This window comes from Kitasatospora sp. NPDC114501 (assembly GCF_055633695.1).
Genome location: NZ_JBVKDS010000006.1, coordinates 308139 through 322268 on the forward strand (window position 1 = coordinate 308139; position 14130 = coordinate 322268).

General features: G+C 72.6%; 9 protein-coding genes. 5 read left to right on the plus strand and 4 right to left on the minus strand.

What is annotated here, in order from left to right; genetic code table 11:
* Positions 1-33: 33 nt before the first annotated feature.
* Genes tgmA through tgmC form a run of 3 tightly spaced genes read left to right on the plus strand, consistent with a single transcriptional unit; the run spans position 34 to position 2407 of the window.
* The gene (gene tgmA, locus ACZ7RU_RS14095) at positions 34-306 is read left to right on the plus strand and encodes a putative ATP-grasp-modified RiPP (RefSeq protein WP_470341174.1); all 273 of its coding nucleotides are present in this window, start codon (positions 34-36) and stop codon (positions 304-306) included.
* Positions 306-1268: an ATP-grasp ribosomal peptide maturase gene (gene tgmB / locus ACZ7RU_RS14100; protein ID WP_470341175.1), complete on the plus strand. Its 963-nt coding sequence runs from the start codon at positions 306-308 to the stop codon at positions 1266-1268. Before tgmA ends, tgmB begins: the two co-directional genes overlap by 1 nt.
* Complete coding sequence (gene tgmC, locus ACZ7RU_RS14105) at positions 1265-2407, plus strand: ATP-grasp peptide maturase system methyltransferase (protein WP_470341176.1); 1143 nt, start codon at positions 1265-1267, stop codon at positions 2405-2407. The genes tgmB and tgmC overlap by 4 nt, the downstream gene beginning before the upstream one ends.
* Positions 2408-2782: 375 nt before the next feature.
* On the opposite strand, the gene ACZ7RU_RS14110 is transcribed toward tgmC, so the two are convergent.
* From ACZ7RU_RS14110 to ACZ7RU_RS14125, 4 genes are all read right to left on the minus strand, one after another.
* The gene (locus tag ACZ7RU_RS14110) at positions 2783-3478 is read right to left on the minus strand and encodes a DUF7158 domain-containing protein (protein WP_470341177.1); all 696 of its coding nucleotides are present in this window, start codon (positions 3476-3478) and stop codon (positions 2783-2785) included.
* Entirely contained in the window at positions 3475-7761 is a 4287-nt protein-coding gene (locus tag ACZ7RU_RS14115) for a glycoside hydrolase family 38 N-terminal domain-containing protein (protein WP_470341178.1), read from the minus strand. Before ACZ7RU_RS14115 ends, ACZ7RU_RS14110 begins: the two co-directional genes overlap by 4 nt.
* A gap of 31 nt (positions 7762-7792) precedes the next feature.
* Positions 7793-10240 (minus strand): endo-beta-N-acetylglucosaminidase, encoded by a 2448-nt coding sequence (locus tag ACZ7RU_RS14120; protein ID WP_470341179.1) that lies wholly within the window; start codon positions 10238-10240, stop codon positions 7793-7795.
* Positions 10241-10517: 277 nt separating this feature from the next.
* Positions 10518-11606, minus strand: coding sequence for a LacI family DNA-binding transcriptional regulator (locus tag ACZ7RU_RS14125; RefSeq protein ID WP_470341180.1), 1089 nt, complete (start codon positions 11604-11606; stop codon positions 10518-10520).
* 193 nt (positions 11607-11799) lie between these two features.
* Here ACZ7RU_RS14125 and ACZ7RU_RS14130 point away from each other — a divergent pair, with 193 nt between their 5' ends.
* On the plus strand, positions 11800-13089 hold the full coding sequence (locus ACZ7RU_RS14130) for an ABC transporter substrate-binding protein (protein ID WP_470341181.1): 1290 nt from the start codon (positions 11800-11802) through the stop codon (positions 13087-13089).
* A 166-nt stretch (positions 13090-13255) separates the two neighbouring features.
* Complete coding sequence (locus ACZ7RU_RS14135; RefSeq protein WP_470341182.1) at positions 13256-14128, plus strand: carbohydrate ABC transporter permease; 873 nt, start codon at positions 13256-13258, stop codon at positions 14126-14128.
* The last annotated feature ends 2 nt before the right edge of the window (positions 14129-14130 follow it).

Consider the following 14130-nt stretch of genomic DNA (forward strand, 5'->3'; position numbering starts at 1 on the left):
TCCTTCGCAGGACGGAACGGAGGGGCAGAACACATGACGCAGTCGCCCGCCCCGTGGGGCACGCGACGGATGGCCCCGTACGCGGCCACCACCACGATCCCGACGTACACGCCCGTGATCGACCCCGAGACGCAGATCGCGGTCATCGTGGACGACCACGGCCGAACGGTCGAGCTGGGCAGCCACGGCACCAGCACGAGCGGCCTCACACCGACGACGACCACCCCGGGCGACGGGGCCGGACCGGGCGGCGCGACCGACGCGGACACCACCGAGTCCTACGACCAGGACCAGAGTTCCGGCTGATGGGTGACAGCAGCTCGGTCCTGGTGCTGACCAACGCCTACGACGTGACGGCGGACGTGGTGTTGCGGCTTCTCGCCGACCGCCGGGTACCCGTGGTCCGCCTCGACCCCGGCACCGACCTGCACGCGGGCGCCTCGCTGACCGCCGCGTACCGCACGGGCGAGCAGCGGGGCACCCTGCGGACCGCAAGCCGGGAGATCGACACCACTCGGATCCGGTCCGTCTGGGTGCGCAGGCCCTCGCCCTACGAGGGGCCGCAGGGGTTGAGCGCCCAGGACCGCCGGTTCGCCGCAGAACAGGCGCTGTGGGGCGCCGGGGGCATCCTCACGTCACTGCCGGGCGCGCGCTACCTCAATCATCCGTGGCACAACCGGGCCGCGGAGTTCAAGCCCGGCCAGCTCTCGACCGCGCAGCGTTGCGGGTTCCTGGTGCCCAGCACGGTGATCACCAACGACCCGGACGAGGCGCGGGCGTTCGCCACCTGTCAGCCCGCAGGGGTGGTCTACAAGCCGGTGTGGAACACGCCCTACCGAGTGGCGGGCCGGCCGCACAGCGTGTGGGTCCGGGAGGTTCTCGGGACCGAGATCGCCGACGCCGTGTCGGTCTGCCCGCACCTGTTCCAGGCCAAGGTCGACAAGGCGTTCGACGTACGGGTGACCGCCGTCGGCGGCCGACTGTTCGCGGTCCGGATCGACAGCCCCGATCTCGACTGGCGCTACCGCCAGGAGCTGATGACGTGCAGACCGATCGAGGCACCCGGGTCGGTCACCCGTCCGATCGCCGCCTACCTGGCCGAACTCGGTTTGACGTACGGCGCGTTCGACTTCGCCGTCACCACCGCCGGCGACTGGTACTTCCTCGAGTGCAATCCGAACGGCCAGTGGGCGTGGCAGCCGCCGGAGACCACGACGGCGATCGCCCATGCCATCGCCGACCAGTTGGAGAAAGGCCCCGACACGTGAACACGGCAACCCGGCTTCGCGCCGCCCTGGCGGACAGGCTCACCGAGGACGGCACCCTCACGGATCCCGAATGGATCAGCGCCGTCAGGGCGGTGCCCCGGGAACTGTTCACCGGTTCCTGGTTCCGGCCGGTGGCGGGCAGCGTCCCCACCGGCTACCGGCCCGTCCGCGAGGGCGAACCCGGATGGCTGGAGGGTGTCTACTCCGACCGAACGCTGATCACTCAACTCGACGGCCGCACCAGGCCCGACGACGTGACCGAGGGGACCGTGCACGGGTCCCCCTCCTCGTCGTCCACGCTGCCCTCGCTGGTGCTGCGCATGTGGCACCAGCTCGGCGCCGAGCCCGGGCACCGGGTGCTGGAGATCGGCACCGGGACCGGCTACTCGACCGCCCTCGGCGCGCACCGCCTCGGGGACGGCAACCTCACCAGCATCGAGTACGACCCCGCGGTGGGCACGGCTGCCGCGGCGGCACTCGAAGCGGCCGGCTTCGCGCCTCGGCTGATCATCGGCGACGGGCTGCGCGGTGACCCGGGCGGCCCGCCGTACGACCGGCTGATCGCCACCTGCTCGGTCCGGTACGTCCCGCTGCCGTGGCTGCACCAGGTGGAGCCGGGTGGGAGGATCCTGGTCACCCTGTCCGGATGGAGTTACGCCAACGCCCTCGCGCTGCTGGACGTGACCGGGCCGGGAGAGGCCACGGGCCGCTTCCTGCCCGGCTGCACCAGCTTCATGATCGCCCGCCCCCACGACCGGCCGCCCCGCCCGACGCTGGCGCTCCTCCCCGGGGATGAGCGCCCGAGCCGGATCGACCCCGCGAGGCTCGACGACTGGACCGGCGGTTGGGTCGCCCAGCTCTCGGCGCCCTCGGCCGAACGCCTGGGGGCGGGCGCGGAACAGATCCTCTGGGACGTGTCCACCGGCTCCCAGGCCCGGACCGCCCCCGGCCCCGACGGCGGCTGGACCGTCGTCCAGCGCGGTCCCGTCCGCCTGTGGGACCGGGTCGAGCAGGCGGTGCACCACTGGCAGGCCGCCGGCGAACCCCACCAGGAGGGATTCGGCATCACGGTCTCGCCCACCGGCCAACGGGTCTGGCTCGGCACCGAGGACGGCCCCGGCTGGGACCTCCCGATCTGACATACGGAGCCCGACCCCTTCGGCCCCGCCGCGCTCGTGCCGAGCGCGGCGGGGCGCGATCGGATGCCGGACCGCCGGGCCGAGTCGGACGACTCGGCCCGGCCCGCCCGTGGGCACGATCAGCCGGGTGCATTCCCGGTCTTGTCCTGGCTCCGCCGGTGGGGCACGACCACACCGAGGGCGGCGGGCCCGGGGCTCATCCCCTCCAGGGTCCCTGATCCCCGGTCTGCTGCAGACCGGTGCCTACTCCACCGCCCTGTTCGCCCAGACCCACCCTCCGCTGCCTCACCACGGGATCCGTCTGACTCCATGACACCACCTACCCCGGCGGGCCCTTCGCTCCACGTGGCGAAGGGCCCGCCCGGAGGGGCCGGCTCAGTGGCGGTGGTGGTTGTCGGGTTGGGCGGGGTCGCCCGGGTGTTCCAGGCCCTCGACCAGGGTGAGGCGGTGGGCGCGGGCGTGGTCGAGCCAGCGGACGAAGGCGGCTCGGCGGGCGGCGTCGCGTAGGGCGGGGGTGGGGTCGTCGCCGTGCGGGGTGGTGCGGGTGGCGAGGAGGGCGGCCTGCCAGGGGCCGGCGGTGACCCACTCGCCCTCCGGCGCTGTGCGGAGGGCTTCGGCGAGGGCCTTGGGGAGGGTGTCGGGGTCGGCGTCGAATTCGCCGTCGGGGAGGGCGAGGTGCCAGTGTTCCGTGGTCGGGCGGGTGGTCATGGTGCGGTAGTGGGCGACGTCGGCGGGTGAGGGCTCGATGCCGGCCGTCACGGAGGTGTAGACGGCGCGGACGGCGGCGTTGCCCTCGTAGGCGGCCGCCGTGATGGAGCCGAGTTCGACGGCGGCTTGTTGGTCGAGGTGGGCGGGGCCCTCGGAGGCCACGGGCAGGTTGCGTTCGGCGGCCACCGCTTCGCAGAGGGCCTCGGTCAGCAGCACCTGGGCGACCCACCGGGTCAGCTGGCGGTCCTCCGAACTGCCGGGCTGCGGCAGCGCCGTGGCGCGCGGGCCGTTCCGCAGGGCGGCGAGGCGGCGGTCGAGGGCCGTACGTGGGAGCGGGCGTCCGTCGAGCAGGCCGAGGGTCATGCCTCCACCACCAGGGCGACGGTCGGGGCGTACTGGCAGCGGCCGAACCACATCACCTTTGCCAGCGCCCAGTACGAGCCCGGGTCGGTGGACTCGGGAGCGGCGATGGCGAATTCGACCAGCGTGGAGGAGCCGGCCGGGGCGGTGAAGCCGCGGACCGGCTCGGCGATGGCCTCCCAGGTGCCCCACGGGGAGACCAGTTGCAGCTCGCCCCGGATCTCACCGCGCGTGCGGTTGGTCAGGCTCAGGCTGAGGGTGGACCGGCCGCCGGGGGCGAGCCGCAGGGTCTGGTCCGCGACCTCGACGGACAGGCCGGTGTCGCGGCCGGTGGTGGCCTTGGTGCCCTGGGCGATCGTCCAGTCCTCGGGGGTGTCGCCGGGGACGGGCAGCAGGTCGGGCAGGTCACCGACGGCGATGGTCACCACGTCCTCGACCAGTTGGCCGTCGTGCTCGATCCGGACGGCGGCGAAGTGGAGGCCGGGTTCGGTGTCAACCGGCGGGGTGAGGGTCACCGGGAAGCGCAGGTGCCCGTCCGCCTCCAGCCGGTACGGGCGGCTGCCGAGGCTGGTCGTCCAGCCCTCGGGCGGCAGCACCACGGCCGTGCCCTCGACCGCCGCGTCCCGCAGCTGGGAGGAGAGGGCGACCGAGAGCGTCACCGGCTCCCCCGTCGTCCGCAGCAGCCCGGGCGAGGCGCCGACGGACACCGGCAGGTAGCCGAGCGGTGCCGGGCCCCGGTTGTGCAGCCAGTAGCGGGCGTGGACGGGTTGGGCGGGTTCGGCGACCGGGCCCAGCACCGGGCCGCCTTCCTCGGCCGACAGGGCCGGAGTGGCGAGCAGGGTGGCGATCTGCGAGCCGGCGAGGTCGAGCCCGGAGTCATCGCCGGGAAGCGGCCGTTCCAGCAGGTCGGCGGCCTGGAACGAGCCCAGCCCGAGCGCGCCGCTGAGCCGCGCCGTTCGGCCGAGGCCGGTCGACTCGACCAGGCGGACGGTCAGATCCGGGCCGGCCGGCGCCGCCGACCCGCGGGCGATCGGGTTCCCGGCCGGCTTGAGCGCGCCGAGCAGCACCTCGCGCTGCGGCTCGACCCGCAGCCACGACAGCGTGGCCGGCAGCGGCCCCTCCTGGGCCGGGGCGATCCGGGCGTACAGCGGGTGGTTGAACTCCTGCCCCTGGGCGGGCAGGGTCTGGCTCCGCCAGTCGCCGTCCCCGCCGACCAGCGCGTAGCTGAACTCGTGTGTCCAGTGCTGGAGTTGGAAGGACGCGCCGTCGGGAAGGGTGCGCCGGGGCGGGTCGATCCAGACGCCCGAGGGCCAGCCGGTGCAGGAGCGCATCAGCGACAGGTGCAGGGCTCCGGTGGTGTCGACGGCGAAGCCGGGCAGGCCGAAGCTGAGCAACGCCACGGTCCGGTCGGCGAGTTGGTCGGGGACCGCCGCCGGGCAGACCGCGGTGATCCGGGCGTCGGCCAGGTCGTCGACCAGCGCCGCCACATCGGAGACGACGAGTGCCGGCAGTGCCCGCAGGTCGCGCAGGTCGGCGTCCGGCCGCCAGACCTCGGCGAGCGGGGTCAGCGCCGGCACCCACACCGCGCCGTGCGCCTTCAGGGCGGCCTCGTACCCCTCCCCCGCCGCCGAAAGCAACTCCCGTGCCACCTCGTTGACTTCCGGCCCGCCGACGACGATCCGGAAGTCCGGCAGGTTGGAGTCCACGTCCAGCCAGCCGTACCGCGCCCAGTCCGCGCCAGAGGTGGTGGCCGTGACGCCGACCCGGGCGAGCGCGACGACCAGTGGGCGGGCGTCGGCGGCGTCGTCCAGCGCGGGGACGACGACCTCCGCCACGCCGAGGGCGCGGGAACCGACGGCCGTCCCGGCGGCGTCGGTCAGCTCGATCCGCGCGGTGGCGCCGAGTCCGAACCAGGTGTTGGCGGGGTTGTCCAGGGTCCACGGCGCCTCCGCCGAGTCCACGTCCGGCATCGCGAAGCCGCGTCCGACGACCGCGCCCGCGACCTCGCTGACCGGCAGGCCGCCGGGGACGTCCACCGGGAAGCGCAGTCGCAGCAGCCGGTCGGCGCCGGAGTAGTCCACCACCCGGGTGCGGCAGTCGACCCGGTCGAGGCCGCGCCAGAGCGTGACGGTCTGCTCGTACCGGACCGCGTCGACCGTACCCTCGATCACCAGGCGCTCGCCGAGCGGCCCGGTCTCCCGGCGGACCGACGCGGCGCCGTCCCCGGAGCCGACCACCGGGCCGCTGGGCACCAGGTGCCAGGGGCCCTCGCCGAAGTCGGGGTGCTGCGGGTACTCCTCGCACACCCGCAGCTCGTTGCCGATCCGGCCGTCCTGGATCAACTCCCGGTCGTGCCGCAGGTCCCACACCGAGCACAGGCCGCCGCCGCGGGCCGGGTCGGCGGTGACGCGGTACCGGTCGCCCTCGATCACGAAGCCCTCGGCGGCCGTCCACGGCTGCTCCGCGGCGCCCTCCACCGGCTTCGTGGTGCCCTCCACCGGCTTCGTGGGGCCCTCCACCGGGCCTGCGGCGCGCTCCACCAGCCGCCAGGTGCGCCAGCCGAGCGCGGGCACGTCGGCGGCCAGGAAGCGCAGTGTCCCCCGGTCGACGGCGCTCGGCACCGCCTCGCCCCGGTCGTCCAGGACCCTCACCGACCGTGCACCGGCCGGGAGTTCGACGGTGACGAGGTCGGTCCGGTCGAAGGAGAGCGGGTTGGTCACCACGATCGCCCGGCCCGGCCCCGCCGTGGAGATCCGCGCCGCCAGAGCGTCCAGCGCGGCGTCCCGGACACCGGAGGCCAGGTCGTACGCCTCCCGCCAGCCGCCGAGCAGGTCCAGGTAGACCTGGTCGGACTCCGAGCCGGTGATCGCGTCGTGGTGCGCGCCGTAGGCGAGTTGGCGCCAGACCTTGTCCAGGGCGGCGGCCGGGTAGCGGCCGAGGCCGTGGACGGCGGCGAGCGTGGCGAGCTTCTCGGCGTCCACGGCCGCGACCTCGCCGGCCCGTTGGGCCTGCTTGGTGTCGATGTACGAGACGTCCTTGCCGGTGTACACCGGGTTCATGTCGCGGGTCTGCGGGCTGGGGCGGCGTCCGGTGGCGGCGAGTTCGGCGCGCACGGCGTCGAGGAAGTCGCGCGGGGTGGCGCAGACGAACCGGGGCCAGAGGTACTTGGCGGCCCAGGAGCGGTGGATCTCGGTGACCCACTTGTTCGGCGGGGTGTAGTCCGTCCCGACCGGCAGCAGCAGGTTCTTCGTCGCGCCCACCGGCTTGAGCTTGCGGTACAGCTCGTAGACGGCCTGTTCGGCGGTGGCGAGGTCGGCGGAGGAGTCCATCCACCAGCCGGCCGAGTAGTGGTGCGGCATGTAGTGGGTGAGCACGCCCTCGCCGCCGGGGGCGATCCACTCGAACTCGCTCGGGAACTGCATCACCCGGGCGTCGTCCTTGGCCTCGCGGAAGTTCTTCTGGATCGGGCCCCACTGGTGGAAGGGGCCGCGCGCCCAGGCGCTGCCGGTCAGGCCCGCTGCGGCGAGGTGGCCGGGGAACTGCGGGTCGTGCCCGAACACGTCGAGCTGCCACGCGGTCCGCGGGTCGCCGCCGAGGATGTCGCGCTGGTAGCCGATGCCGTGGACGATGTTGCGGATGGTGGTCTCGGCGCCGGTGAGGTTGGTGTTGGGCTCGTTGTAGGTGCCGCCGACGAGTTCGACCTGGCCGCGTTCCAGCAGCTGCCGCAGCGTCTCGCGGCGCTCCGGATGCTGGTCGAAGTAGGGCTTCAGGTAGTCGACTTCGGCGAGCACGAACTTGTACACCGGGTCCCGCAGGGCGAGGTCCAGGTGGGCGTCGACGAGGGCGAAGCCGTTGCGCTCCCACAGCGGCCGGGTGGTGGCATCGGCGGAGAGCAGTTCCCACGGGGAGGTGTAGGCGGCCTGGGTGTTCCACCAGACCGGGTCGTAGTGGAAGTGCGAGACCAGGAACATCGTCCAGCCGGGCTCGGCGACGTCCACCAGGCCCTCGGCCGAGGCGGCTTCGCCCGGCCCTTCGGCGGAGGCCCCTTCGGTGGACGCGTCTTCGGCACCGACCACCACGGGCAGTCGGTCGCCGGGCGAGGCCCCGCTGATCTCCAGCGGGACCTCGACCAGCCCCGTGCCGGTCGCCTCGCCGCGGACGCCCGGGCCGCTGACGGTGATCCGGGCGGCCGGGCCCTCCAGCCGCACCCGCAGCACTTGGCGCGGGGCGTGCTCGGGGCCGACGAACAGGTCGGTGCTCTCGACGGCGGTGATGGTGACCGGCACGGGGGGCTTCCTCTCCAACGGGGGAACGGGGCTACGCGCCCCAGGCCTCGAACTCGTAGATGCGGGCAGCCGGGTCGGCGGTCTGGGTGGGCGTGGTGACCACCAGCCGGACGTAGCGGGCGGTGGTGTTCACCGGATGGCTCGTCGTGCCGGCCGTGTTACCGGTGACGTCGGCGACCGTCGTCCAGGGGTCGTTCACGCCCGACCGGACCTGGATGGCGAAGTCGCGGGTGTTGTACGAGGCGCTCTCGCCGCCCGCCGCGGCGTGCTTGACCACGAACCTGGACAGCTGCTTCGCCGAACCGAGGTCCACCTCCAGCGACTTGGAGGCGGTCAGGGCACACCACTTGTCGCCGTTCCCGCCGCTGACACTGCCGTTGACGGCCTTGGCCGGGCCCTCGTCGGCGTTGCACTGGCCGGAGGCGGTGGCCGGGCGGTTGAGCGCCAGGTTGGTGGAGGTCGACGGGGAGCCGCTCCAACTCACCGTGGTGGAGGCGGCGGCGGAGCGCCCGTAGGTGGTGGACACCGCCTCGACGTCCAACGTGGTGGCGCTCTCGCTCCCGGCCCGGTCGAGCCGTCCGACGAAGTAGGCGTCGTTGGGCGTGGCGCCGAGGAAGCTGCGGCTGCCGTCCGCGTTGCGCCGGTACACCTCGTAGTGGTGCACGTTGCCGCCGGCCGCTGCCGTCCAGGACAGCCGCAGGGACTGGCTGGAGCCGGGCGTCACGTCGCTCGCGCCGAGCACGGTGAGGCCGGACGGTGCCGCCGGTTTCTCCACCGAGCCGTCGTAGAGGGCGACTTGGCCGACCCGCAGGTCGTACGCCGGGTCACTGCCCTCGACCCGCAGGGCCAGCTGGGCGACGGTGCGGCCCGCGTACGGGGAAAGGTCGAGGGTGTGCCGCTCCCAGCCGGTGCCGGAGTTGGAGCCGACGTCGATCGTGGTGAAGCTGCCCGGCGCGTCGGTGAAGGAGACGGCGGCCTTCAGCCTGGTCGGCCCGGCGGCCGGCGTCTTGACCACCAGGTCCAGCTTGGTGTTCGCGGCGACCGCCAGCTTGGTCTGGTACAGCCGGACGGTGTTGGCGGCGTCCAGTTTTCCGCTCAGCCGCAGCGAGGAGCCGCCCTGGTAGGCGTCGGTGAAGTCGACGGACGGGGTGAGTCTGCTACCGCTCGACTCGACCACCCAGCGGTAGGTGGGCGGGACGTCCTGGAGCGAGAGGTTGTTCCAGCCTCCGGTGGCGACCCGGGTGCCGGCCGCGTTGTAGAAGTCGCCCTGCCCGGTGTCGAAGTTGGTGACGAAGGGCTTGGCGGTGATCGGCGAGGACTCGGCGACGTAGCCGGCCAGGCCCGGCCAGCTCGCCGAGAGGTCGATCCTGGACGGGTCGTTGGCGGCGCCGACCCAGTAGCGGGCGTCCTTGGCGTAGAAGTCGGCGCGGTCGGCGGCGGACTTCCAGGTCCACTCCGGGCGGTAGAGGCCGAGCGAGGTGGTGTGCGGCCGCCCGGACGGGAAGAGGGTGTTCCAGTCCACGCCGGTGTTGTAGCCGCCGGCCTCGGTGTCGATGCCGGTGTAGAGCTCGTACTCGCTGCGGCCGAGCTGCCGGGCCAGGGTCCGGGAGGAGTCGAGGCCGCTCGCCGACCAGTTGAAGTTCAGGAACATCGAGTCCGAGGTGCGCTTCGAACCCTCTTGAAGGAAGGGCGAGTTGGCCGAGGTGAGGGCGTTCTGCCAGTTGACCGAGCCGGAGGTGGTCATCGCGTCGTACCACATGAACTCGGTGCCGCTCTGCGCCTTGGTGTACTGCATCAGGTTGCGCACTTCGGACGCCAGGGCCGAATCGCCGCCGCCGGTCTCCTGGTTGATGAACCAGCCGTCGAAGCCGTAGTACTGCGCGGCCTGGACGAGCTTGTCGGCGACGGGGTAGCGGCTGCCGGACTTCTGGACGAAGTCGCGCACCCACTGGAGCTGGCCGCCGTACGCGCCGGGCGGGAAGAAGACCGTGCCGTACACCTTGACGCCGTTGCGGTGGGCGGCGTCGATCACGGTCGGGTTGGGGGCGAGGATCAGGCCCTCGCCGGCCGAGCCGCCCCAGAAGACCAGCTTGTCGACGTACTGCCAGTAGCCGAAGGCGTAGTAGTTCGGGTCGGCGGAGCCCTGCGAGGGGTTGTTGGAGGTGGGGCCGAAGGAGACCAGTGAGGCGATCTTCCCTTCGCCGGTACGGGCGTTGGGGTTGGCCCGCAGTGCCGGATCGCTCGTGCGCGGCTGGAGCGGGACCCGGGAGCGGTTGAAGCGGGCGTCCGGGTCGGTCGCCGGGTCCCAGTTCAGGATGCTGTTGGGGTACCAGTACGAGGCGAAGGGCTGGCTGCCCGAACCCGCGGCGGTGGCGGCGGGTGCCGCGGCCGGTACCGGGTCGGCCCAGGCCGCGGGGGCGGTGGTCAGCGCGGCCGTCGCGAGGACGGCGCTGAGCAGCAGGGGGAGGCGTCGTGACATGCGGTGGCTCCGATCGAGCGGAGGAGGGTGGGGGCGGGCCCGCCGTCGCGGACGGGGGCCGGCTGCATGCGGGCGTGCCAGTGCTGGATCGAGTGGGGTCCGGTGCTGGATCGAGCGAGGTCGTACCGCTGCCGCCCCCGGCCGGAAGCCCGGCCGGGTCATCGGACTTCCGCGGCGCGCTGGGGGGCGAGGGCGGAACGAGGAGCGGGATCGGGCAGCGGGCGCCGGGCGGAGTGCGGCGGAGCGCGCCGAGCGGGTCCCGCTCGGCGCTGCGAGGCTAAACCGGTTCAGAACCGCTGTCAACGATGTGCGCAGCAACCACCCCGGCGGGGGAAGCGGCCGGGCCGACCGCCCCGGGCGGCGAGGTGGACTCCCGCACGGTCAGCCGCGGCGTGGGCATCTGGAGGTCGCGCCCCTGCCCCGGCTCGTCCAGCGCCGCCAGCAGGCTGCGCGCGACCTGCTCGCCGAGCGCGAAGGTGTCCCGGCTGAGCGCGGTCAGCGGCGGGTGGACGATCCGGGCGAGCACCGAGTCGTCGAAGGAGACGATGGACAGTTCGCCGGGCACCGCGACGCCCATCTCCCCGGCCACGCCTAGCCCGGCGACGGCCATCACGTCGCTGTCGTAGACGATCGCGGTGGGCCGCCGGGCCCGGGAGAGCAGCGTCCGGGTGGCGGCCGCGCCCTCCGCGTCGCTGAAGTCGGTGGGCACCGACACCGCCTCCTCCAGCCCCAGCCGGCGCGAGGCGTCGCGCAGCGCGCGGATCCGCCGCTGGGTGTGCTGGAAGTGCGGCAGCCCGGCGAGGTGGGCGATCCGGCGGTGCCCGACGGCGGCCAGGTAGTCGACGATCGAGAGCATCGCCTCCCGGTCGTCGGCCCAGATCCGCAGCTGGTTGCCGCCCTTGCCGGGCCCGCCCAGCACCACCGCGGGCAGCCCGAGTTCGTCCAGCACCGGCAGTCGCGGGTCCCTGACCTGGAGGTCGACCACGATGAAGCCGTCCACCCGGTGCTCGGAGGCCCAGCCCCGGTAGACCTGGATCTCGGCGGCGGTGTCCTCGACCACCATCAGGTGCAGCGCGATCGAGCTGGCCGAGAGCACCGCCTGGAGCCCTGACAGCAGTTGGCTGAAGAACGGCTCGACGCCGATGGTGCGGGCCGGCCGGGCGATCACCAGGCCGACGGCGTCGGCCCGGGCCCCGCCGAGGGCGCGCGCGGCGCTGTGCGGGCGCCAGTTCATCTCCTCGGCGACCCGCAGGATCCGGGCCCTGGTCGCCTCGCTCACGCCCGGCCGGCCGTTGAGTGCGAAGGACACCGCACCCTTGGAGACACCGGCCTGGCGGGCGATGTCGGCGATCGTCGGTCTGCCCACAGAACCCGACTCCTCTCTTGACATCCAAGTTTAGGCGGGAGCATAGTCCCTGGCATAGCTAGACCGGTTTAGTTAGTCAGGTTCCGGAATCCGGCACAACCCCCCGTTGCACGACCCCTGGTGTCGGAACCCGCAGGTACCACCCCCGCAGTGCGCACGATCCCCCACCCACCCCCAGGACCGGGAGACCCTCATGCGAAGAATCTGGGCGGCACTGACCACCACCGCGCTCGCCACCGCCGCGCTCAGCGGCTGCGGGCTCGGTTCCGGTGACACCAAGGACAGCGAAGCGGTGGCGAGTGCGGCCGCCACCGGCGAGGTCAAGGGCAAGGTCTCGCTCCAGACCTGGGCGCTCAAGCCGAAGTTCACCGACTACATGCAGGGCGTGATCGACGGCTTCAAGAAGAAGTACCCCGGCGTCGAGGTCGAGTGGCTCGACCAGCCCGGCGAGGGGTACTCCGACAAGGTGCTCAGCCAGGCCGCCGCCGGCACCCTGCCCGACGTGGTCAACCTCCCGCCGGACTTCGCCTTCCCGCTGGCGAAGAAGGACGTCCTGCTGGACGTCGCCAAGGCCGACCCGAAGCTCGCCGAGGAGTACGTCTCCGGCGGCGTGGACGCCTACCGGTTCAACGGCCACCAGGGCACCTTCGGTTACCCGTGGTACCTCAACACCGATGTGAACTACTGGAGTTCGGAACTCCTCACGAAGTACGGACTGGACCCGCAGAAGCCCCCGGCCAGCCTGGACGAGCTGATCGCCCAGGCCCGGGTGATGAAGGAGAAGTCCGGCGGCCAGACCTACCTGATGAGCCGCAAGCCGGGCCTCGGCGACCTCTACAACATCGGCGTGAAGATCATGTCCGACGACGGCAGGACCTTCACCTTCAACACCCCGGAGGCCGCCGCGCTGCTCGACAAGTACCGCGACGCCTTCAAGGAGGGCCTGATGCCGAACGGGGTGCTGACCGACACCTACGCCGGCAACTCCAAGCTCTTCAGCTCCGGCACCGCGGCCTGGACCACCGGCGGCGGCAACTTCATCACCAGTCTCGCCACCGACAACCCGACCCTCGCCCCGAAGGTCGTCCCCTCCACCGCGATGGGCACCCCGCCGCTGTACGTCCAGGGCCTGTCCATCCCGAAGAACACCAAGAACCCGGCCGCCGCCGTGGCCCTCGCCCGCTGGGTGACCAGCCCCGAGAACCAGGCCGCGTTCGCCCACCTGACCAGCGTCTTCCCGTCCACCAAGGCCTCCGCGAACGACCCGTTCTTCAGCAAGGGCGACGGCACCAACGCGGGCGACGCCAAGGTGATCGCCTTCACCTCGCTCGCCAAGGCCAAGCTGATCCAGCCCGTCGAGGTGGACGACGCGATGGCCACCGTCATCAAGCAGCAGTTCGCGCTGGCCATCAGCGGCGAGTCCAGCTCCAAGCAGGCGCTGGACACCGCCGTCGAGCAGTGCAACAAGCTGCTGAAGGGCTGATCCCACCGGCCCCGTGACCACCGGGCCCCGTGACCACCGGGCCCGTGACCACCGGGCCCGCGACCACCGCGCCCCACCCCGTACCGACGACAGCGGCGGGCCTCCCCCACCCCGCCGCTCCCGGGGAATCACCCGCACCACCCCCAGGCCCCAGGAAGGCAACGGCATGACCCACCGGCGTTGGTTCACCCCCTGGCTGCTCGCCGGGCCCGCGATAGTCTGGCTGGCCGTCTTCAATCTCTGGCCGGCCGTCAACACGGTGATCCTGTCCTTCACCAACGCCAAGCCCCTGGGCGGCGGGCAGTTCACCGGCCTGGAGAACTACGGCCGGCTGCTGGACGACGAGCAGCTCGCCGACGCCCTGCTCAACAGCATCGTGTTCATGCTGGTCTGCCTGCCCCTGCTGACCGTCCTGCCGCTGCTGCTCGCCCTGCTGGTGCAGCGCAGGATGCCCGGCATCACCTTCTTCCGCACCGCCTTCTACACCCCGGTGATCGCCTCCGCCGTCGTGGTGGCGCTGATCTGGGGCTGGGTGCTGGACGACCGCGGCCTGGTCAACGGCCTGCTCGGGCAGTCCGGGCTGGCCGACTCGCCGGTCCCCTTCCTGACCGACCGCTGGCTGCTGCTGTTCAGCGCGATCGCCCTGACCGTCTGGAAGGGCCTCGGCTACTACATGGTCATCTACCTGTCCGCCCTCGCCAACGTCCCGCGCGAACTGCACGAGGCGGCGGCCGTGGACGGCGCCGGCCCGCTGCACCGGTTCCGGCACGTCACCCTGCCCGGGGTGCGCCCGACCATGGTCCTGATCTCCGCGCTGATCTCGGTGAGCTCGCTGCGCGTCTTCTCCGAGCTGTACGTGCTCTCCAACGGCCTGGGCGGCCCGGGCGGCCGGGACATGTCGGTGGTGATGCTGATCCAGATGTACAGCCGCGGCTTCAACGGCCACCTGGGCTACGCCTCGGCGCTCAGCCTGCTGCTGTTCGTCATCACCCTCGGCCCGATGCTGTTCCTGATGCGGCTGAACCGGAAGGCGGCCTGACC

What these genes read in the sequence shown, in the direction of transcription:
- tgmA (WP_470341174.1), top strand. Translation starts at nt 34, where the DNA reads ATGACGCAGTCGCCCGCCCCGTGGGGCACGCGACGGATGGCCCCGTAC.
- tgmB (WP_470341175.1), top strand. Translation starts at nt 306, where the DNA reads ATGGGTGACAGCAGCTCGGTCCTGGTGCTGACCAACGCCTACGACGTG.
- ACZ7RU_RS14110 (WP_470341177.1), bottom strand. Translation starts at nt 3,478, where the DNA reads ATGACCCTCGGCCTGCTCGACGGACGCCCGCTCCCACGTACGGCCCTC.
- ACZ7RU_RS14120 (WP_470341179.1), bottom strand. Translation starts at nt 10,240, where the DNA reads ATGTCACGACGCCTCCCCCTGCTGCTCAGCGCCGTCCTCGCGACGGCC.
- ACZ7RU_RS14130 (WP_470341181.1), top strand. Translation starts at nt 11,800, where the DNA reads ATGCGAAGAATCTGGGCGGCACTGACCACCACCGCGCTCGCCACCGCC.
- ACZ7RU_RS14135 (WP_470341182.1), top strand. Translation starts at nt 13,256, where the DNA reads ATGACCCACCGGCGTTGGTTCACCCCCTGGCTGCTCGCCGGGCCCGCG.